This window comes from Archangium sp. (genome assembly GCF_036277355.1).
Taxonomy (GTDB): domain Bacteria; phylum Myxococcota; class Myxococcia; order Myxococcales; family Myxococcaceae; genus Archangium.
In genome coordinates this window covers 1-18456 of record NZ_DASUNC010000169.1, presented here as the reverse complement: position 1 = coordinate 18456, position 18456 = coordinate 1, and the positions used below count along the sequence as shown (strand labels likewise).

The following is an 18456-nucleotide window of genomic DNA, read 5'->3' as shown; positions in this document are numbered from 1 at the left end:
CTGAACATCGCTTGGGTGGTGCGGCCGGCCTTGGACTTCGTCCTGCACTGGAGCCGCTGGCGACGCCGCCATCAGGCCATCGCCAAACGCTGCCATTACCGACGCAGAGACCCTCGCGCCAAAGTCCCACTGTAGTATTAGCCAAGGCACTCAGCAGGCTGTTGCTCCCTATTGATCAAGGAGCAGGCGGGAGCTGTCCCTCTCCCCAGCGGACCTCGAGCCCCGCTGGGACGCGAGCCGGGCCTGACCCGTGGGGCATAGGTCGAGCACAGGGCAGCGCTGGCACGTGGGCTCCCGGTAGAAGCAGCACCGCTGCCCGTGCAGCATCAGCGCCTCGTGGTTGTCATAGACGCGCTGTGCATCCCAGTCCGGCGGGAGCTGCGCCTCCAGCAGCCGGTGCGCTGGTCCCACCGCCACGGTCTCGGGGATGAGCCCCAGCCGCACCGCGACCCGGTGGTGGTGGCTGTCCACCGGCAGCGCGGGCTTCCTCAGGCGGCTGAACAGCAGCGTCGCGGCGCTCGACTTCGGCCCCACTCCGGGCAGGTGCTCGAGCCAGTCCCGCGCCTCGCGCACCGGCACCTCCGCCAGGAAGTCCAGCGACAGCTCCCCTCCCCTGCGCTCGGAGATGCACCGCAGCACCTGCTGGATGCGCGGCGCCTTCTGCTCCGGCCAGGTCACCGCGGAGATCGCCTCCCGCACCTCCACGCAGGATGCATCGCGCACCGCCTCCCAGGTGGGAAAGCGCGCGCGCAACTGCCGGAAGGCCGCGCCACTGGAGGCATTGCGCGTGCGGTGGCTCAACAGCGCGGAGACGAGCTCGCTGAGTGGATCCCGCGAGCGGAACCAGGGGATGGGACAGCCGTACTCGGCGCACAGGCGCTCGTGCACCCGCAGTGCCTTCGCGCTCGGGCCGGCCGGGGCCTCGGGAAACAACGGGAGAGATGGCATGGCAGCGCCCCACTTCTGAAGTCACCCCTCCAACCTTCTCATCCCCTCTCCTCCTGACGACCCCGCACGTCGCCTCCGAGCGGCGGCCGGGCCAGCGAGCGTCCGGGAGTCCGCGCGATGGCCAGCCCAGCCCCTGCACGTATAATGCGCGGGCCCCTCGGGCCCCCATGCTGCGCCGGCTCCTTCCCACCCTCGTCGCCCTCGGATGCGGCCTCCTCGCCCTCACCTGGGGGTTGGTGAGCCTCCAGCGCATCTTCGCCCAGGAGCGCGAGGACGCCCGCGCGCAGCTCGCCTCCCGCCGCCACGCCATCGAGGAGTTCGCCACCCTCGCCCTGCGGCAGACGCTCGCCCAGCAGCTCAAGAGCAACCTCAACGCCCTCCACGCCGCCATGGGAGATCCACTCGCCCCGGGCGAGGGCTTCCTCCTCAATTTCCGCGGCCATCAGTTCCTGCCCCGACTCACCCGCTCCGCCCGCGGCTCGCGCGCCACCGCCGTGCGTCACTACCGCGAGCTCGTCAAGGCCTTCGCCGAGGGCTCCACGGCCGAGCCCTGGGGCGAGCGGCTCGTCCGCCTTCGCGCGGTGGAGGCGGCGCTCGATCAGCGCCGTGCCTCCCGTGCCCATGCGCTCGCCGAGGAACTGCTGCGCTACCACGCGGAGCATCCCCTTCCACCCGTCCAGGAGCTCCCCTTCGTCCTCCTCCTGCTGGAGCGGCTCCAGCGCGGCGAGGCCACCCCACCGCTCGTCCGCGCGCTGCTGCGCGAGGGGCTCCCCGAGGACTTCGGCGGCATCGAGCGCTCCGCCGGCCTGCAGCGCGATCTCCTGCGCGAGCGCTGGCGCTTCACCCAGCCCGACTTCGAGTTCCTGCTCGCCCACATCGTCCAGGTCAGCACCGCGCTCGGCGAGCCCTCCGACGACTTCCAGTCCCGCGCCCGCGAAGCCGGCGCCGGCATGCTGGTGATTCCCGAGAACCTCTCGGGCCCCACCCTCATCGGTCAGCGCTGGTACGTGGAGCAGCAGCAGGACGAGGCGGTGCGTGGCATCGCCGTGGACCTCGACGCCCTCCTGCGCGACCTGGCCCAGGAGCTGCGCCGGCGCAACCACTTCGGCGCGGACGGCTCGGTGCGGCTGAGGACCACCGAGGCCGAGCAGCCCCTGGAGTCCCTGTGGGTCGAGGTGTCCGTCCCCGCGTGGACCGCCGCCGAGAACGCCCTCGAGCAGCGCTACGGGTTGAAGACGCTGCTGGTGGCCACGTGTGGGGCGCTCGCGGTGGCCATCGTGGTGATGGCGGTGGTGGCCCAGTACGGCCGCTACCGCTACGTCGAGCTCAAGAGCGACTTCGTGGCCACCGTCTCCCACGAGCTGCGCACACCCCTGGCCTCCATCCGCCTGCTGGCCGAGACGATGGAGCGCAAGCTCTCCAAGGTCCCCGAGATGCGCGACTACCCCGAGCGCATCATCCAGGCCGCCGACGGGCTGCACTTCCTCGTCGAGAACATCCTGTCCTTCAACCGCATCGACAAGGGCCGCTGGCAGCTCAAGCCCGCCCGCGTGAAGCTGGACGAGCTGATCGGCATGTTGCGCTCGGACCTGGTGGGCAACACCTCCGTCCCCGTCCAGCTCACCGCGGACGTGGGCGACGTGGAGCTCGAGGTGGATCCGTCCCTGCTGCGCCTGCTCTTCATCAACCTCGCGCGCAACGCGTGCGCCTACAACCGCCGCGACCCCGTGGAGCTCTCCATCCGCGCCTACCCCCACGAGGGCCATGGCTGCGTGGTGCTCTTCGGCGACAACGGCATCGGCATCCCCGAGTCCGAGTGGGAGAACGTCTTCCGCGACTTCTACCGGCTGGGCTCCCAGGGCCCCGAGGTCCACGGCAGTGGCCTGGGGCTCGCGCTGTGCCGGAGAATCATGGCCCTGCACGGGGGCCGCATCTCCATCGACCAGTCCAGCCCCCAGGGCACCACCTTCTCCCTGCTCTTCCCCGAACCCCGCCATGAACGCCCCGAGCAGCCCTCCTAACGCCCGCCCCTCCATCCTCGTCGTCGAGGACGACGCGAACCTGCGGATCGGCCTGCGCGACAACCTCCAGGACGAGGGGTACGACGTCACCGTGGCCTCCCACACCCAGGAGGCCGAGCCGCTGCTGCGCGCGCGCACCTATGATCTGCTCATCCTCGACGTGATGCTCCCGGGCGAGGACGGCTATTCGTTCTGCCGCCGGCTGCGCGCCAGTGGAGTGCAGTCCATGGTGCTGATGCTCACCGCGCGCTCGCTCGAGGACGACATCGTCCGGGGCTTCGACGCGGGGGCGCAGGACTACCTCACCAAGCCCTACCGGCTGCGCGAGCTGCTCGCCCGGGTGGGCGCCCTGGTGCGCCGGGCCGGCGGGGCGCCGCCCTCCATCCTGTCCTTCGCGGGCTTCTCGCTGGACCTGGGCAAGCGCACCCTCTCGCGCGCGGATGGGAGCGTCATCGACCTCACCCGCACCGAGTTCGATCTGCTCGCCTATCTGCTCAAGCACCGCGACCGCGCCCTGCCCCGGGGGGAGATCCTCGACGCGGTGTGGGGCCGGGACGTCATCGTGGACCCGCGCACCGTGGACAACTTCGTCTCCAACCTGAAGAAGAAGCTCGGCTGGACGAGTGCCTCCTCCTTCACCATCCACACCATCCGCGGGGTGGGCTACCGCATGGAGCTCGGGGGTCCATGACGAAACCATGACGAAGAGATGGCCGACCCAAGGCCACCGGCCCCCCTGGAATCCGTAGCTTGACGGGTACCAGCCAGGAGGGATTCCAAGTGTTCCAGTCGGTCATCAATCAGCCAGGATTGAGCGCGGGTCGGTTCGGGACGGGGATGTGGGTGTCCTTGATGGTGCACGCGGGTGTGTTCGCCGGCATGCTCGGCCTGTCCGGCAAGGCGGCGGAGACCATCCGGAACGAGCCCGAGCTCGTCTTCAACGTGCCCCAGCCGCCCAAGGGCAACCCGAATCCGCCCAAGCAGGTGGCGGCGCCCACCAAGCCGAAGCCCAAGCCGAAGACCGAGCTGGTCCAGCCCAAGAAGATTCCTCCTCCGCCTCCGGAAGAGACGAAGACCGTCGAGGCGACTCCTCCCCCGGAGGACACCGAACCCGAGGAGACCAATGACCTGCCCTACATCCCCGGCAGCGACCCCAATGGTGTCGAGCAGGGCGGCATCCCCGGTGCGCAGGCCATCGCCGGGATGGCGTTGGGCAACATCGGCCAGTCGACGGGTGAGGAGGTGCTCCCCTTCGGCGCCGGCATGACGCCGCCGCAGCTCGTCTCCACCGGCGTGCCCCTGCAGTACTCCTACGAGGCCCTGCGCGCCCGCGTCAGTGGCGTCATCATCGCCAAGTGCACCATCACCCGCGAGGGCGACGTCGAGAACTGCCGCATCATCAAGGGCCTGCCCTTCATGGATGATGCCGTGCTCCAGTCCGTGACGAGCCGCCACTACCGCCCGGTCACCTTCCAGGGCAGGCCCGTCAACGTGAGCTACACCTTCACCGTGAACCTCAAGCTGCCGTAGCGGGCACGCCCGGCCGGGGGGGGCCGGGCCCGAAGGGAAATGCCCGCTCCCCTCGCCCAGGCACCGGCTCGTCGGATATGCCTGTGTCCCGGACGTCCACCCTGGCCCCCGCGGGTGCGGAGGGCTCGGGCCCGTCATCGGGAGGGTCGATGAGCGCAGTGCGTCGTTTCGTGTTGCTGGGGGTCCTCGCCCTGGCCGTGCTTCCCACACCGGCCGAGGCCGGGCGGCGGCCCTTCATCTGGGTGTGGGACACGGAGATCGTCCCCAAGGGGGATGTGGAGTTGGAGCAGTGGTTGTGGGCCAGGTCCCGGGCGCCCGGTGTGCCGGGACGGACCTCCAGCTATTGGATCTGGTGGGCCCCCGTCTTCGGCCTCACCCAGCGGCTGGAGCTGGCCGTGCCCTTCCAGGTGGTGGCCACCCGGGATCGCACGCAGCTCGAGTCCTTCGACGCGGACCTGCGCCTGCGCCTCAACCCCCGCGGAGATGACGCACCCTGGCAGGGCCTGCTGCGCGTGGCCTACCACCACACCCTCCATTCCGCGCAGCCCTCCCGCCTGGACGCCAACCTGGTGCAGTCCTTCGAGACGGAGGGCGGCCTGCGCCTGACGCTCGACCTGGGCGCGCAGGTGGGCCTGCCGGCGCTGCGAGGGCAGGAGGGCCCGGTGCGGCTGCTCGGCACCTATGCGGCGGGCGTGTCGCTGCCCCTCGTCGAGGACGAGCTGCGCGCCTCGCTCGAGGCCTTCGGGGAGATTCCCCTCCAGGGCATTCCAGGCGGCCAGCACCACTTCGTGGGCGCCGACGTGGCCTGGACGTTTGGCCGGACGTGGGTCACGCTCGGCGTCATGGTGGGGCTCACTCCCCTGTTCCCCGAGACGCCCCAGTTCATGCCGAGGCTGATATGGGCCGTGGTGCTCTGATCCTCCTGCTGTCCCTCGCCGCTCCGCTCGCCGCCGCGCAGCAGGGCACCGTCCGCGGCGAGGTCCGCATCACCGTCCAGGGCCCGGATGGGCGCCCCGTCCCCAAGGCCGATCGCTCCGGCGTGGTGGTCTACCTCACCGGCTACACCGAGCCCCCTCCCGCGGGCGAGGTGAACATGGCCCAGCGCAACAAGGCCTTCCAGCCCTCGGTGATGGCCGTGGTGGCCGGGCAGAAGGTGCGCTTCTCCAACAACGACGTGGTGGTGCACAACGTCTTCTCCCGCTCGCGCGCCGGGAAGTTCGACGCCGGCAAGAACCGCCCGGGCGAGGACTACACGGAGACCTTCAAGAAGACGGGCCTCATCGACGTCTACTGCGACATCCACGAGCAGATGGTGGCCACGCTGGTGGTGGTGCCCAACCGGGCCGTCGCCGTCACCGGGCCGGATGGGCGCTTCGTGCTCAAGGGCGTACCTCCCGGTACGCATCCCATCTTCGCCGTGCACCGGCGGGACGAGCGCAGCGACGTGTCTCGCGCCGAGGTCACCGTGAAGCCCGGCGAGGAGGCGGTGGTGACGCTGGAGCTGACCGAGACGCGCGCCGACGACAAGCACCTGGACAAGCATGGCCGCCAGTACACCCCCCGCTCCGATGCCTACTGAGTCCCCGGCGCAGCGGGAAGCGGGTACCCGTGCCGGAGGCCTGGGGTTGCACTCGCTCTCCGCGCGGCTCGTGGCGGCCTTCATGCTGCTGTCGGTGCTGGCGCTCGCCGTGGCGCTGGTGGCCACCCAACGGGCGGTGGAGAAAGCCGCCGAGGAGAAGATCCGCGGAGACCTGACCCGCACGCTGAATGCCTTCCAGCGACTCTCCCAGGCCACCCAGGAGAGCATCCTCGCTGTCGCCGACGCGCACGCGCGCGACCGCACGTTCAAGAACGCGGCCCTCACCGTCAACTCCGACGACAGCACCGCCGGACTCGACGACGGAGATGCCGAGTTCGAGGGCATCCAGAACGCGCATGACGTCATCCTCTCCGCGGACACCGAAGTCTTCGGGTGGAAGAAAGACCCGGAAAAGAAAGACCCGGAGAGGACCCTCTGGGCCTTCTTCAACGTGCGCAAGCGATTGGTGTTCACCCACGGCGATGACGAGCAGGTGGGGAACACCGTGGACGATGTGCCCCTGCTGGACCGAGCGCTGCACGAAGGCTTCGCCTCCGAACTCTGGTCCCCTGCCTACCTGCGCACCCTGCCCTTCACCTTCGTGCCCCCCTGTACGGGAGACAACGCGAAGATTTGCATCCGCGAGGACGATCTGCTGCTCGTGCATGCACACCTGGCCACCACCTCCGGCGGAGAGAACTTCCTGGAGCAGTCGGCCCGCCGACCCATTGGCGTGGTGCTGAAGGGCCGTTGGGTGACGGAACTGCTACTGGAGAACTCCCTGGAGCAGGGCACCTCGGGAGCTGAACTCCAGGGTGCCGGGGCGCACTTCGCCCTGCGCGCCGGGGACGCCCTGACCACCTCCAAGGGAGTCTCCAGGGAACTGCGCGCGAAGCTCGTCGAGTCCGGCTCCGCCGCGACCCAACCGGAGGAGGCCACCCAGAAGAACCCTGACGAGAGCTTCTCCCTCGACACCAACGATGGCCGCTATCTCGTCCGTGAGGACGTCTTCTGGGACGTGCACGGGGAGAAGAGAAAGGATGGAAGGGAGGGGACAGCCATTGGCCGGGTGTTCGTCATGCGCAACCTCGATGCGGAGAGCGAGCCCATCCTCACGGGCGTCCGCACCCGGCTCCTGCCCATCGCGGTGGGCGTGGTGCTGCTGGCCTTCGTCCTCGCCGTGTTGCTGGCGCGCCGCCTCTCCGCGCCCCTGGTGCAGTTGGAGGCCGCCGCCCGGCAGGTGCGCCTGGGGGCGTTGGACGTGGAGGTCCCCGTCCGGGGCACGGACGAGGTGGGCCGGCTCACCGGCGCCTTCAACGAGATGGTCCTCGGCCTCCGCCAGCGGGATCAGATCCACGGCCTCTTCAAGCGCTACCTGAACCCCCAGGTCGTGGACGAGCTCATCCGCAACCCGGAGAAGGCCGCCCCCGGCGGCGAGCGCCGCGAGCTCACCGTGCTCTTCAGCGACCTGGTGGGCTTCACCTCGATGAGCGAGGAGATGAGCCCCGAGGCCCTCGTCGACGTGCTCAACGGCTACTTCGAACGCGCCACCGAGGTGCTGGGCGAGCACGGCGCCACGCTCGACAAGTTCATCGGCGACGCCATCATGTGCTTCTGGAACGCCCCCCTCCCCCAGGAGGACCATGCCGCACGGGCGTGCCTCACCGCGCTGCGGCTCGTGGCGGTGGTGGACACGCTGGCCCCCAAGCTGGAAGCACGAGGCCTGGCCCGGCTGGACTGCCGCATCGGCCTCAACACCGGACCCGGCGTGGTGGGCAACATCGGCTCGCGCGCCGCCCAGGACTACACCGTCATCGGCGACACGGTGAACCTCGCCTCCCGCCTGGAGGGCGCCGCCAAGGTGTACGGCACCCGCATCCTCGCCTCCGAGGAGACCGTGCGGGCCGCCCGCGGCACCGTGCTCGCCCGGGAGCTGGATCTGCTGCGCGTGAAGGGACGGCAGCTCCCCGTGCGCGTCTATGAGTTGGTGGACGTGGCCGGAGCCCCTCCGCCCGCGCACCTCGCCCGGTTCGCCGAGGGGCTCGCCCTCTACCGCGCCCGCCGCTTCACCGAGGCCCTCGAGCACTTCCGCGCCTCGCCCGGGGATCCACCCTCGCGCGTCTTCGCCGCCCGCTGCGAGGCCTCGCTCCGCCAGCCTCCCCCCGAGGACTGGGACGGCGTGTTCTCGCTCGACACCAAGTAGCTCGCCCGTCAGTGTTTCCTACACCTTCCACGTCAGGCTCGAGCTGCCCTGACGCATGTCTGGCATGGGGTCTCTACACGCTCCGTGTCTTCAAGAGCGCACCCCGAAAGGGGTACCAGACGGCCCCTCCCACGCGTGACCGATGAGCGTGTCATCGAGTCCTCATGCGCGAGCGTCACGAGGCTGCGCAGCTTCGTGCGGCTGAAGGCCAGCTGCGGGTTGATGACGGAGATGGAGTTGTCGTGGTTCAGCGCGAGGACGAAGTACGAGTTCAGGTCCGCGTCCGCCTGGACCGACAGCAGTCCGCCCAGGTACGTCTTCACCTTCGCGGCGCACTGCGCGTCCGTGAGCGGCTCGGAGCCCTCGCGCAGGGACATCCACCCGAGCGGGCGGGCCCCGCGCACCGGCTCGCCCGAGCGGGCATCGGTGAGGGTGAAGGTGGCGATGGCCTCGGACTGCGCCTCCACCGGACCGGCGCCCACGGCGGGCCTCAGGTCGAACTGGATGGCAAGGCCTTCACGCTCGAGGCGCGGGCCTTCCGGAGCCACCGGGCCAGGAGCGGCGGGCGTCCGCGCGGGAGGAGCACCTGCGACCCCCCCGCGTTGCCCGACGCGTCCACCGAGCGCACCCGGTAGAAGTACGTCCGGTTCGCCTGCAGGCCCGTGAGGCTCATGCCGTGGCTCGTGGTGCGCGCCGGATCCACCGCCGTCGCGGAGCCCAGGGCGCTGGTGGTGCCGTACTCCACCTGCGAGCTCGCCGGCTCGTCCGTGGTCCAGCTGATGTCGGCGGACAGTCCGCCGAAGCAGGGGGTTGGAAACCGCGAGAGGCTTCACCGGAGGCGGGCGCGTCGAGCACCTGGCCAACATCGGTGAAGCGACCGCGGGTACGGCATCAACGCGAACGGAACAGGGTCGACAGCAGGAGCCCGCCCCAGCCCTGCGCCTCGACGGTGCGCGTCGAGGAGAAGTCCTGCGTGCCGTCCACCACGGGCTTTTGCCGCTGCTCCTCGCCGGGCTCGGTGGCGGCGGGGTCCACCTTCACCGTGACGAACACGGTGCGCAGGTTGCCCGTGTAGTCCACGGCGCGGATGTAGAGCTCATGGCCTCCGGCCGGCACGGCACCCGCCTCGGTGCTCGCCTTGTAGGTCATGGACTCCACGTCCAGCGTCAGCGGCTTCCAGACGCCCGAGGTGGAGCCGAGCTGGTACTCCACGCTCCGCACCCCCGAGCCCGTGGGCCCGTCATCCGCCTGGACCGCGATCTCCAGGTGTCCGTTGATGGACGCGCCCGTGGCGGGTTGGAGCACCTTCACCTCCGGTGCCGACGAGTACAGGCCCAGCGAGGCGGCCAGGACATGGGCTCCCACCAGGGTGACGACGCCCACCGAAGGCATCCAGGTCTCCCAGATCGAGGGGCTGTAGATCCGCTTCTGTTTCTTGCTCAGTGCCATCGCCCACGACCATTAGCCAGAACCGTGCCGGACCCCGGACAGTCCGCCCTCCCCCGGGGGTGGCTCCCACCGGCCATCCCTTTCTTTCGGGAAAACAGCGGGTTGGCCGATCTCTCCGGGCTTCCGCCGTCTTTCCGGGAGATCGACGCGCGGCCGGACCTGGCGGGAGGACGGAAGTTCTTTCAGCCCCGCCGGGAGGCCTCGGGGAAAAAACTCCACGCCCCGTGTCACCCGGCTGGCACCCCGCGCGACGCGCCGGAGGCTTCTTGTCGCGGTCTCCCGCGCGGGCCCCGTTAAGCTGCGAACATCATGGCCGCCGTCCGGGAAGGGACTGAATGAACGTCATCGTGAAGGGAGCGCTCGCCGCGGGCGCCCTGGTCATCATCGCGGCGGGCCTGAAGGTGGGGCTGCGCGAGAACGGGGCCGTCGCCAGCGGCCCCGGCCCGTCCGCGGGCGCCGAGCCGAAGCGGACGCTGACCATCGCCGCGGCCTCGGACCTGAAGTTCGCGCTGGACGAGCTGCTGGTGAGCTTCCGGGAGAAGCACCCCGGCGCGGACGTCCAGGTCACCTATGGCTCGTCGGGGAACTTCCTCGCGCAGCTGAGCAACGGGGCCCCCTTCGACGTCTTCCTCTCCGCGGACGTGGCCTACCCCCGCAGGCTGGCCGAGCAGGGACTGGTCGCCGGCGAGGTCTTCCTCTACGCCGTGGGCCGCCTCGTGGTGTGGGTGCCCAGGGACTCGCCGCTGCCCGTGGCGCAGCGCGGAATGGACGCCCTGCGCGAGCCGGCCGCCCGGCGCATCGCCATCGCCAACCCCCAGCATGCCCCCTATGGCCGGGCCGCCGAGGCCGCCCTGAAGAGCCAGGGCGTGTACGACACCGTCAAGGATCGGCTGGTGCTCGGGGAGAACATCGCGCAGACCGCCCAGTTCGTGCAGAGCGGGGCCGCGGACGCGGGCATCATCGCCCTGGCGCTCGCGCTCGCCCCGGCCATGCGGGAGCAGGGCCACTCCTGGGAGGTGCCGCTCGACGCCTACCCGCGCATGGAGCAGGGAGGTGCCATCCTGAAGCGCGCGAAGGATCCGGCGTTGGCCCGGGCGTTCCGCGACCACCTGCTCGGCCCCGAGGGCACGGCGGTGCTCTCACGCTACGGCTTCTCCCTGCCGAAGGAGTGAGGCGTTGGATCAGGCCGCCATCTTCTTGAGCCTGCGCCTCGCCGCGTGGACGACGCTCCTCCTGCTGCTGCTGGGACTGCCCCTCTCCTGGTGGCTGGCCACGTCGCGCTGGCGGTGGAAGTTCCTCGTGGAGGCCGTGGTGTCGCTGCCGCTGGTGCTGCCCCCCACGGTGCTGGGCTTCTACCTGCTGCTCGCGCTCGGCCCTCGCGGTCCGCTGGGTGGGGCCTTCGAGTCGCTCTTCGGCAGCACCCTGCCCTTCAGCTTCGGTGGCCTGCTGGTGGCCTCGGTGCTCTACAGCCTGCCCTTCAGCGTGCAGCCCTTCACCGCCGCCCTGGCCGGCGTGGATCGCCGCCTGATCGAGGCCTCGTGGTGCCTGGGCGTCTCGCGATTCCAGACGTTCCTGCGCATCGTGCTGCCCCTGTCCGCCACCGGCATTCTCTCCGGCATGGTGCTGACGTTCGCGCACACGCTGGGGGAGTTCGGCGTGGTGCTCATGGTGGGCGGCAACCTGGAGGGCCGCACGCGCACGGCCTCCATCTCCATCTACGACTCGGTGCAGGCGCTGGACTACGCCTCGGCGGGCCGCACGGCGCTGGTGCTGCTCGTCTTCTCGTTCGTCGTGCTGGCCCTCACCTATGGGCTGCAGCGCAGGGTGTGGGCACCATGGCCGGCACGCTCGTAGTCGACCTGGAGAAGCGCTTCCCGGGTGGCCCCACCGTGCGGGCCACGCTGGAGCTGCCCGCCACGCCCGGCCGGGTCGCGGTGCTGTTCGGCCCCTCGGGCGCGGGAAAGACGACGGTGCTGCGATGCCTCGCGGGGCTCGACCGGCCCGAGCACGGGCGCATCCTCTTCCATGGCGAGCCCTGGTGCGACACGGCCGCCCGCGTGTACCTGCCACCCCAGCGGCGGCGCGTGGGGCTGCTCTTCCAGGACTACGCCCTCTTCCCCCACCTCACCGCGGAGCAGAACGTCCAGTATGGCCTGGCGGAGCTGCCCGCGGACGAGCGGCGCGAGCGCTCGCGCTCCCTCTTCGCGCTGCTGCACCTGGAGGGGCTGGAGGGACGCCGGCCGAGGGAGCTGTCGGGCGGGCAGCAACAGCGGGTGGCGCTGGCCCGGGCGCTGGCCATCCGCCCACGCCTGCTGCTGCTGGACGAGCCCCTGTCCGCGTTGGACGCGCCCTCGCGCGAGCAGCTCCGGGGCGAGCTGCGGCGGCTGCTGCGGGAGCTGGGGGTGCCCACGGTGGTGGTGACACACGATCGGCTGGAGGCGCTCGCGCTGGGGGATGACCTGGTGGCCATGGAGGGAGGCCGGGTGTGCCAGGTGGGGCCGGTGGCGGACGTGTTCAACCACCCGGCGGAGCTGGCGGTGGCGAGGATGACGGGCATCGAGACGGTGCTGCCGGGCACGGTGCTGAAGCGCGAGGAGGGGCTGGCCACGGTGGAGGTGGGCCCGCATCACCTGGTGGCCCTGGCGCCCGCGCACGAGGGGAGCGCCGTCTTCGTCTGCCTCCGGGCGGAGGACGTCACCCTGGGCCTACCCGAGGCGGCGCCCACCAGCGCGCGCAACCGGCTGCCGTGCAAGGTGGTGTCGCTCTCCCACGAAGGAGCCCTGGTCCGCGTGGGGCTGGACGCGGGCTTCCCCCTGGTGGCGCGGGTGACGCGCTTCTCCACGGAGGAGCTGGGGCTCGCCGAGGGGCGGGCGCTCACCGCCACCTTCAAGGCGCCCTCGGTGCGGCTCGTGCCCCGCCCATGAGCCGGGTCTCCCTCTCCCTCTGGGCTGAAGAATGCACACTTTCGAGTTGTTCTCGCGCGCGGCCGGCCAGGGCTATCAGCTGCTGGTGCGCGCCGGGCAGGACAGGCGAGTGGAGGGGGAAGGGGGACAGCTGTGGGCCAGCATGGAAGGGTTGCCCGTGGTGGGCAGCCGGCAGTTGCACGTGTCGGCCCAGCCAGCCCGGGCCGACAGGGTGGCGCGCACGGCTGTTGCCGCGCACGCTTGTTGATGGAGATTTGGACCGGCTGGTTGATGGGCATCAGCGAGGACGCACGGGCGCGCATCACACTCGTTGATGGAGCCCTCGCCGGGCGTGAGCGGTGGGCGCGCACATCCAGCGAGGGCTGGCCAGGGTGAGGTTCAGCTTGGGGAGAGCTCGGAGGGAGGCGCGACACGCGCCCACTCCTCACGCACAACGTGCTGGTGACGGGCCCTACCGGCGTCGGCAAGAGCTTCCTGGCGTTGGAGGACAGGTATGGCGCCGGTGCGACGGTGGTGACCTCCCAGCTCGAACCGAAGGACTGGCACGCGGTGATTGGCGAGCCCACCCTGGCCGACGCCATCCTCGACCGGCTGGTGCACAACGCCCATCGGCTCAGGCTCACGGGCGACTCGGTGCGCGACCCGGAAAGGAATTTGACCCGGTCCAACAAGGGGGCGAAGTGAACCCCGGCCAGCGTCGCTGACGCTCCGACTGTTCCGCTTGCTACGGAACAGGCGTTCCACTTCGTCCGGAACGAGTGTTCCACATCGCCGGAATACGCACGCTACCACAGCCTGTCTTTATCGACATCTAGAATTTTGATCTCTGGAGCCTCATTGCTTTCGCCCAAGAGTCGTTGGCGGGTACGACGCATTTTCTCTGCCGTCTTGAGTGAAGCCTGCTCCCCTTGTGCCAATAGACGATCAAGCGAAAGCCTCACGGCTATCTCCAGCAATTGCAACTGGCGATCCGATAATCCATGGATACCCCGGAGAATGCTGCCGAGGTCGCCTCCAATCTCGGCTACATTTTCCTTGATTTGACGATAGCCCGCCAGGATCGCAATAAAAACGGCCAGCCATGCGGGGTCAGTAAAGATTTTGAAATCAGGCGGGGATGCAACATGAAAGCTCAGGATATACGTCTGCCGATTGCGTCGATGTCTCAGCCCTGGCCATTCCTTGGCCCATATCGTTTTCAGAATCGAATCGATTGCAGATGCAACCTCATGCAAATCCTTTGGCGTTGACACGATTCTCGGCAGCTTGATGCTGATTACCATTGGCGCCGGATTGCCCTCTACGAACAAATTGATGCCCATTTCATGGCTCCAGGGGTTCTCGCTGTTTAGAACAACTCATATTCACCTTCTCAGGCAAAGGGTCTGTCTATCCCCCGAGGCTCAACGACGCTCTACGGGGCTCCTACAGCCCCCAAGCCGGTCACGACTCTGGTGGCGAATTGTCGAGGCCCCGTAGCTGTTCCTCGGCCATCCGCCGGTATTGCGGCACGATCTCCACGGCCAGCACGTCACGCATCTGCTGGCGCGCACCTTCGATGTCACCTGAGTCCCGTAGGCTCGTCATCCGGTACATCGAGCGTAGGAACCGGCTTTGGGCCTTCCGGAAGCGAGAGAGGATCATCCCCATCAGGGCCTCGGCGCCTTCCGGGCTCTTTAGGGCCTCTTCGGTCTCGGCTTCGGTGATGGCTGCCGTGGGGGCGGTCTGACGAACAAGGGCGCGCAAGTCGTCGGTGATTTCCAGGGGGTGACCCTGCTGGATGCGTTGCACGAGAACGGCGAGCTGTTGCCGGTCGTGAAGGTCCGGATTGATCCGCCCGGTTGCGAGCACCTCGGCAAGTCCCGTCAATTCGTCTAGCAGGATTTCGGCCTGCTCCCGGTAGAGGGGGACAACCTCCACGGTGAGCAGGTCACGAATGACTTGCTGTGCCCCGTTCAGGTCCCCTTTCTCTTGAAGTTCCTCCACCCGGTCTCGGGCCCTGCTAAGTCGCCGCGACCCCTCCAGGATGCGCTGGCGAATCTCTCTTAACAGCGTCGTTGCCGTGGGCAGACTGCGCAGAGCATCTTCCGCGTCCTGTTGGCTGATGGCCACCTCTTGGGCGCTCTTGAGCAATAGGGCTCGGGTATCATCCGAAACCTCCAGCGGCTCATTACGTTCTAGTACGCTTCGAGCCAAATCCCGAATGCGGTTCCAGTTTATTTCGTCGGACACGATTCCTCGCCTCATTTCCGGGCTTTGCACATCTTGTCGGGCCATTCTTGCTGCCCCTCACACAAGCGCATGCAGTCGTGGCAATTGCCCGTCCATCTACGATCCTGGCACCTGTTGAAGTTGCGGATGCAGTTCTGTTTCCACTCGGGCAAGGAAGCGTTGTTGGAGTAGTCGTCATCGTCAGCATCGGCGCGCGCAGCCCTGAGCACCTGATCAACCTCGGATTGCGTGGCTCCACAAGCGCCTACCGGGTCTTGAGGGTGCTTCTTGATGCAACAGGTCATTGTTGAGTCACCTGGGCGGCAGTCCATCGTGGCCGCTTGCGCCAGGACTACGGGACGGCTCGACGTGTAGGTGTAGTGCGTCGTCCCACCAGAGTAGGCGTAATGCGTCCTACCAGCCGAGCAACCGGACGTGAGGACCCCCCAAAGCAGGGCCAGAACCAGGAACACATCGGAAGTCAAGTGTTTCATGCGGCCAGTGTAGAACAGTCTCTTTTCGAGACGCCACGACGGGCCCGCGCACAGGGGGCTGGCCGCTCGCGCCCCTTATCTGGTAGGTTAACCCGCGATATGCGGAACTTCCTACCTCCCCGGTCTACCCTGCTTCTCGTTCTCCTGGCGTCCGTGGCTGTCGCCAAAGAGCGATTCGCGAGCGAACGCTTCCCCTCAGTCCGGAGTGTCTACGTTCGGGACGACCCCCAGGGGAGGGCCGAGCAGTTATTTGTGACTCGTGACGTGACGACCGTTCTCCGATTCGAGCAACCCTGCACTGAGGCAGGAACGAAGATGCTCGGCTGGGAAGGTCGCTTTGAGCCGGTGGCATGTGCCGGGAAACGAGTGCTTATTGAGCCGCTCCAGGCCCTTGAGCCCGAGGACCGATTTATTTTGGTGGTGAGGCTCGTAGATGGGACGGAAGTGCCCTTCACCATTTCGGGTTCAAGTTGGAAGGAAGGAGAGTGGCCTGACCAACAGGTAAACGTATTCTTGAAGCCGGATGACCCGGATGCGCTCCGCAAGCGACTAGAGGAATACAAAGAGAGGGAACGTGAGCTTTGGGAGCAACTACGGGTTGCGAGCTTTACGGGGTCGTCTGAAAACCACACCCTCGCGGCGCTCCTTACTCAAGGCGCGGTGAGGTTCACGCCATTTGTGACCCGTAAAGCCTGGATCTTCAAGAACGAAGATTCAAACATTCAAGCTAGCGTTCTCACCGACGGCAAGGAAAAGGTAGCGGTTCTGTTTCGTGTGACAAACAAAGACCCCTCTACTCCTTGGAGATTGATGGACGCTCGCCTGTTTGTGCTGCCACCGGGGTTCCAGCCCCCGTTGTTCGTCGGTGAAGCAAGGCCGTTTGCCCTCCGAACGGATAAAAAGGTGATTCCGCCTGGCGAAACAGGATTTGTCGCCGTTGTTGCGGACAAGAGCGTGTTTGACTCCTCACAGGGGCCCAGCAAGCTTACCCTGGGGATTTTTCGCCACGACGGAATGCTGGCGGCGCATGTGACGCTGGATCGTCGTCTCTTTAAGAAATAAGAGGGTTGCTCATGCGTTCGGCTAGAGCACTAATTGGCCCCTCTCTCCTCCTGCTTCTCGCGGTCACGGGTTGCCCAACGGCGGGAGTGCCCTTGCGTTCGGATGGCACCCCTGGACCGGAGAAGTGTCCGGAGGAGGCCCTTACGGCGATGCGAATTCTCCGGCTGCGTCCTGGGGACTCGGCTTTCGTTGAACTCGACGTGAACCAGACCGACACCAGCCCAATCACCCTTTATGACGGGCCTGTCGAGAGCATGTTGAACGAACCTCTCGGGCTACTTGAAGCGCCTACACGACTATACGGGCGAGTCTGGACAGGTGGCCCGCAGGTCGTCGTCCGATATTACGAAGCGAGGCCGCCCCACGGCGACATAATCCCGATTTGCGCGGTGGCAAGGCTCGCGCATGGCCAGCTAAAGAAACTGCCCGAATCGAAACCGGGAATGGCGGTGCTCGAATTCTCGGCGTCTGGCGTGTTCGTCGTGGACTCATTCCGGTGAGCCGCCCCACCGGGACACCCGCCCGAAAGCCCCTAGCCGGTCGGTTCACCTTGGGTGCGTGTCCCGTGTAGTGGGGAATGTAGCTGCGAGCGCCAGAGGAGACCTGAATTGATGGTTTTCGACCCCATCAATCAGGTCTAAGTGCCCGAAACTCTTGGGGAACCGTTTTTTCTCCCACTAAAGAGAGGGTCGGGGTGAGGGTCTTCCCCGACGCGTCAATGGCGTGTCACTGACGCGTCAGCCACCCGAGGACAGCCACCCGAGGACAGCCACCCGAGGACAGACTATGCCCCGGCGCCCTGCAACTGCTTGACGATGCCCAGCGCCTCGGAGACGTGGCGCGTGGCGTTGAGCTGCGAGTTGAAGACGTGCCGGACGACGCCCTTGCGGTCGATGACGTACGTCACCCGGCCCGGGAGCAGGCCCAGGGTGCTCGGCACGCCGTACTGGCGCCGCACCTTGCCGCCCTCGTCGGCCAGCAGCGTGAAAGGCAGCCGGTGCTTGGCCGCGAAGGCCTCGTGCGAGGCCGCCGACTGCGAGCTGATGCCCACCACCTCGGCCCCCGCGTCCTTGAAGGACTCGTACGAGTCACGGAACGAGCACGCCTCCTTGGTGCAGCCCGGCGTATCGTCCTTCGGGTAGAAGTAGAGGACCACCGTCGCCTTCTGGAGCAGCTCCTTCAGCTGCACGGGGGTGCCATCCTGCTTGGGCAATGAGAAATCGGGGGCCAGGTCGCCAGTCTTGATGCTCATGGTGGCCCCTTGCTAACCAACGCTCCCTGACGTTTCAACGCACAACGGGTCACGCACAACGAGCAGCGGGCCGCTGACGGGTAGAATGCCCCCATGCGGCACCTCTCGCGTCCCCTCTCCCTCTGGGTTCTCCTCCTGCTCGCCGGGGGGCCGGGGATGGCCGTGGCGGAGGAGCTCTCGTACTGCGAGGAGGACAGGCGCACCGGCGAGGAGCGCGGCCACGAGGTGGAGCACCGGGTGGAGGCCCGGCCCGAGGGAGACGGGGTGCGCTTCACCGTGCACCGCACCTTCCACAACCCCCGCCCGCGCCACACCGAGCTGGAGGCCCTCCTCGTCCTGCCCCGAGGGGGCACGGTGCATGGCCTCGCCCTCGAGTCCCAGGGACAGTGGACGGAGGGACTCCTGCTCGAGGCCTCCCAGGCGGAACGCCGCTACGAGGCCCTCCGGCGCAAGGGCTCCGCGGCTCCCCGGGCGATCGCGCTGCTGTCCTCGGAGGCGGGCGCCACGGTGCGCCTGAGGCTCTGGAACCTGCCGCCCCGGGCCTCGGTGACGGTGCGTTACGAGGTCCGCGCGCGGCTCGCCTACGCCCACGTGCGTATTCCGGCGATGTGGAACACTCGTTCCGGACGAAGTGGAACGCCCGTTCCGGAGCAAGCGGAACAGTCGGAGCGTCAGCGACGCTGGCCGGGGTTCACTTCGCCCCCTTCTTGGACCGGGTCAAATTCCTTTCCGGGTCGCGCACCGAGTCGCCCGTGAGCTTGAGCCGATGGGCGTTGTGCACCA

General features: G+C 68.0%; 19 protein-coding genes and 1 pseudogene. 13 read left to right on the top strand and 7 right to left on the bottom strand.

Translation table 11 applies throughout. From position 1 onward, the window contains the following. Positions 1–168: 168 nt before the first annotated feature. On the bottom strand, positions 169–948 hold the full coding sequence (locus VFZ09_RS41775) for a Fe-S cluster assembly protein HesB (protein WP_329733387.1): 780 nt from the start codon (positions 946–948) through the stop codon (positions 169–171). A 167-nt stretch (positions 949–1115) separates the two neighbouring features. Between VFZ09_RS41775 and VFZ09_RS41770 the strand changes: the two genes are divergently transcribed. The 6 genes from VFZ09_RS41770 (at position 1116) to VFZ09_RS41745 (ending at position 8281) form a co-directional block, all read left to right on the top strand. Then, on the top strand, positions 1116–2969 hold the full coding sequence (locus VFZ09_RS41770; RefSeq protein ID WP_329733386.1) for a HAMP domain-containing sensor histidine kinase: 1854 nt from the start codon (positions 1116–1118) through the stop codon (positions 2967–2969). Then, positions 2944–3660, top strand: a complete 717-nt coding sequence (locus VFZ09_RS41765) for a response regulator transcription factor (protein WP_329733385.1) — start codon at positions 2944–2946, stop codon at positions 3658–3660. The genes VFZ09_RS41770 and VFZ09_RS41765 overlap by 26 nt, the downstream gene beginning before the upstream one ends. An 89-nt stretch (positions 3661–3749) precedes the next feature. Continuing rightward, positions 3750–4499, top strand: a complete 750-nt coding sequence (locus tag VFZ09_RS41760) for an energy transducer TonB (RefSeq protein ID WP_329733384.1) — start codon at positions 3750–3752, stop codon at positions 4497–4499. A gap of 149 nt (positions 4500–4648) precedes the next feature. Beyond that, entirely contained in the window at positions 4649–5416 is a 768-nt protein-coding gene (locus VFZ09_RS41755) for a hypothetical protein (RefSeq protein WP_329733383.1), read from the top strand. After that, positions 5398–6078, top strand: a complete 681-nt coding sequence (locus VFZ09_RS41750; protein WP_329733382.1) for a carboxypeptidase regulatory-like domain-containing protein — start codon at positions 5398–5400, stop codon at positions 6076–6078. Before VFZ09_RS41755 ends, VFZ09_RS41750 begins: the two co-directional genes overlap by 19 nt. 46 nt (positions 6079–6124) lie before the next feature. Then, complete coding sequence (locus VFZ09_RS41745; RefSeq protein WP_329733381.1) at positions 6125–8281, top strand: adenylate/guanylate cyclase domain-containing protein; 2157 nt, start codon at positions 6125–6127, stop codon at positions 8279–8281. Between the two features lie 32 nt (positions 8282–8313). On the opposite strand, the gene VFZ09_RS41740 is transcribed toward VFZ09_RS41745, so the two are convergent. The 3 genes from VFZ09_RS41740 to VFZ09_RS41730 all read right to left on the bottom strand — a co-directional run bounded on the left by VFZ09_RS41740 (position 8314) and on the right by VFZ09_RS41730 (position 9730). Next, a complete protein-coding gene (locus VFZ09_RS41740; protein WP_329733380.1) occupies positions 8314–8763 on the bottom strand; it encodes a hypothetical protein in 450 nt (149 codons plus the stop codon). 8 nt (positions 8764–8771) lie between these two features. Next, complete coding sequence (locus VFZ09_RS41735; RefSeq protein ID WP_329733388.1) at positions 8772–9062, bottom strand: fibronectin type III domain-containing protein; 291 nt, start codon at positions 9060–9062, stop codon at positions 8772–8774. 110 nt (positions 9063–9172) lie between these two features. After that, positions 9173–9730 carry an Ig-like domain-containing protein gene (locus VFZ09_RS41730; RefSeq protein ID WP_329733379.1) on the bottom strand — a complete coding sequence of 186 codons (558 nt, stop codon included), beginning with the start codon at positions 9728–9730 and terminating at the stop codon, positions 9173–9175. A gap of 335 nt (positions 9731–10065) precedes the next feature. On the opposite strand from VFZ09_RS41730, the gene modA reads away from it, so the two are divergent. The 5 genes and pseudogenes from modA to VFZ09_RS41705 form a co-directional block, all read left to right on the top strand. Next, a complete protein-coding gene (gene modA / locus VFZ09_RS41725; RefSeq protein ID WP_329733378.1) occupies positions 10066–10902 on the top strand; it encodes a molybdate ABC transporter substrate-binding protein in 837 nt (278 codons plus the stop codon). Positions 10903–10906: 4 nt separating this feature from the next. After that, positions 10907–11584 carry a molybdate ABC transporter permease subunit gene (gene modB, locus VFZ09_RS41720; RefSeq protein WP_329733377.1) on the top strand — a complete coding sequence of 226 codons (678 nt, stop codon included), beginning with the start codon at positions 10907–10909 and terminating at the stop codon, positions 11582–11584. Continuing rightward, positions 11566–12654, top strand: coding sequence for a molybdenum ABC transporter ATP-binding protein (modC, locus tag VFZ09_RS41715; protein WP_329733376.1), 1089 nt, complete (start codon positions 11566–11568; stop codon positions 12652–12654). Before modB ends, modC begins: the two co-directional genes overlap by 19 nt. Positions 12655–12685: 31 nt before the next feature. Further along, positions 12686–12901, top strand: a complete 216-nt coding sequence (locus VFZ09_RS41710; RefSeq protein ID WP_329733375.1) for a hypothetical protein — start codon at positions 12686–12688, stop codon at positions 12899–12901. Positions 12902–13134: 233 nt separating this feature from the next. Continuing rightward, positions 13135–13338: pseudogene (locus tag VFZ09_RS41705) on the top strand (ATP-binding protein); the annotation flags it as partial. A 101-nt stretch (positions 13339–13439) separates the two neighbouring features. Here VFZ09_RS41705 and VFZ09_RS41700 read toward each other — a convergent pair. Further along, positions 13440–13976, bottom strand: coding sequence for a hypothetical protein (locus VFZ09_RS41700; protein ID WP_329733374.1), 537 nt, complete (start codon positions 13974–13976; stop codon positions 13440–13442). Between the two features lie 121 nt (positions 13977–14097). After that, on the bottom strand, positions 14098–14886 hold the full coding sequence (locus VFZ09_RS41695) for a DUSAM domain-containing protein (protein WP_329733373.1): 789 nt from the start codon (positions 14884–14886) through the stop codon (positions 14098–14100). Between the two features lie 386 nt (positions 14887–15272). Between VFZ09_RS41695 and VFZ09_RS41690 the strand changes: the two genes are divergently transcribed. Next, the gene (locus tag VFZ09_RS41690) at positions 15273–16421 is read left to right on the top strand and encodes a DUF2381 family protein (RefSeq protein WP_329733372.1); all 1149 of its coding nucleotides are present in this window, start codon (positions 15273–15275) and stop codon (positions 16419–16421) included. Positions 16422–17205: 784 nt separating this feature from the next. On the opposite strand, the gene VFZ09_RS41685 is transcribed toward VFZ09_RS41690, so the two are convergent. Next, positions 17206–17673, bottom strand: coding sequence for a peroxiredoxin (locus tag VFZ09_RS41685; RefSeq protein ID WP_329733371.1), 468 nt, complete (start codon positions 17671–17673; stop codon positions 17206–17208). Between the two features lie 93 nt (positions 17674–17766). Between VFZ09_RS41685 and VFZ09_RS41680 the strand changes: the two genes are divergently transcribed. Further along, positions 17767–18429 (top strand): VIT domain-containing protein, encoded by a 663-nt coding sequence (locus VFZ09_RS41680; RefSeq protein WP_329733370.1) that lies wholly within the window; start codon positions 17767–17769, stop codon positions 18427–18429. Positions 18430–18456 lie beyond the last annotated feature (27 nt).

What these genes read in the sequence shown, in the direction of transcription:
- VFZ09_RS41775 (WP_329733387.1), bottom strand. Translation starts at nt 948, where the DNA reads ATGCCATCTCTCCCGTTGTTTCCCGAGGCCCCGGCCGGCCCGAGCGCG.
- VFZ09_RS41770 (WP_329733386.1), top strand. Translation starts at nt 1,116, where the DNA reads ATGCTGCGCCGGCTCCTTCCCACCCTCGTCGCCCTCGGATGCGGCCTC.
- VFZ09_RS41765 (WP_329733385.1), top strand. Translation starts at nt 2,944, where the DNA reads ATGAACGCCCCGAGCAGCCCTCCTAACGCCCGCCCCTCCATCCTCGTC.
- VFZ09_RS41755 (WP_329733383.1), top strand. Translation starts at nt 4,649, where the DNA reads ATGAGCGCAGTGCGTCGTTTCGTGTTGCTGGGGGTCCTCGCCCTGGCC.
- VFZ09_RS41750 (WP_329733382.1), top strand. Translation starts at nt 5,398, where the DNA reads ATGGGCCGTGGTGCTCTGATCCTCCTGCTGTCCCTCGCCGCTCCGCTC.
- VFZ09_RS41730 (WP_329733379.1), bottom strand. Translation starts at nt 9,730, where the DNA reads ATGGCACTGAGCAAGAAACAGAAGCGGATCTACAGCCCCTCGATCTGG.
- modA (WP_329733378.1), top strand. Translation starts at nt 10,066, where the DNA reads ATGAACGTCATCGTGAAGGGAGCGCTCGCCGCGGGCGCCCTGGTCATC.
- modC (WP_329733376.1), top strand. Translation starts at nt 11,566, where the DNA reads ATGGCCGGCACGCTCGTAGTCGACCTGGAGAAGCGCTTCCCGGGTGGC.
- VFZ09_RS41710 (WP_329733375.1), top strand. Translation starts at nt 12,686, where the DNA reads ATGCACACTTTCGAGTTGTTCTCGCGCGCGGCCGGCCAGGGCTATCAG.
- VFZ09_RS41700 (WP_329733374.1), bottom strand. Translation starts at nt 13,976, where the DNA reads ATGGGCATCAATTTGTTCGTAGAGGGCAATCCGGCGCCAATGGTAATC.
- VFZ09_RS41690 (WP_329733372.1), top strand. Translation starts at nt 15,273, where the DNA reads ATGCGTCCTACCAGCCGAGCAACCGGACGTGAGGACCCCCCAAAGCAG.
- VFZ09_RS41685 (WP_329733371.1), bottom strand. Translation starts at nt 17,673, where the DNA reads ATGAGCATCAAGACTGGCGACCTGGCCCCCGATTTCTCATTGCCCAAG.
- VFZ09_RS41680 (WP_329733370.1), top strand. Translation starts at nt 17,767, where the DNA reads ATGCGGCACCTCTCGCGTCCCCTCTCCCTCTGGGTTCTCCTCCTGCTC.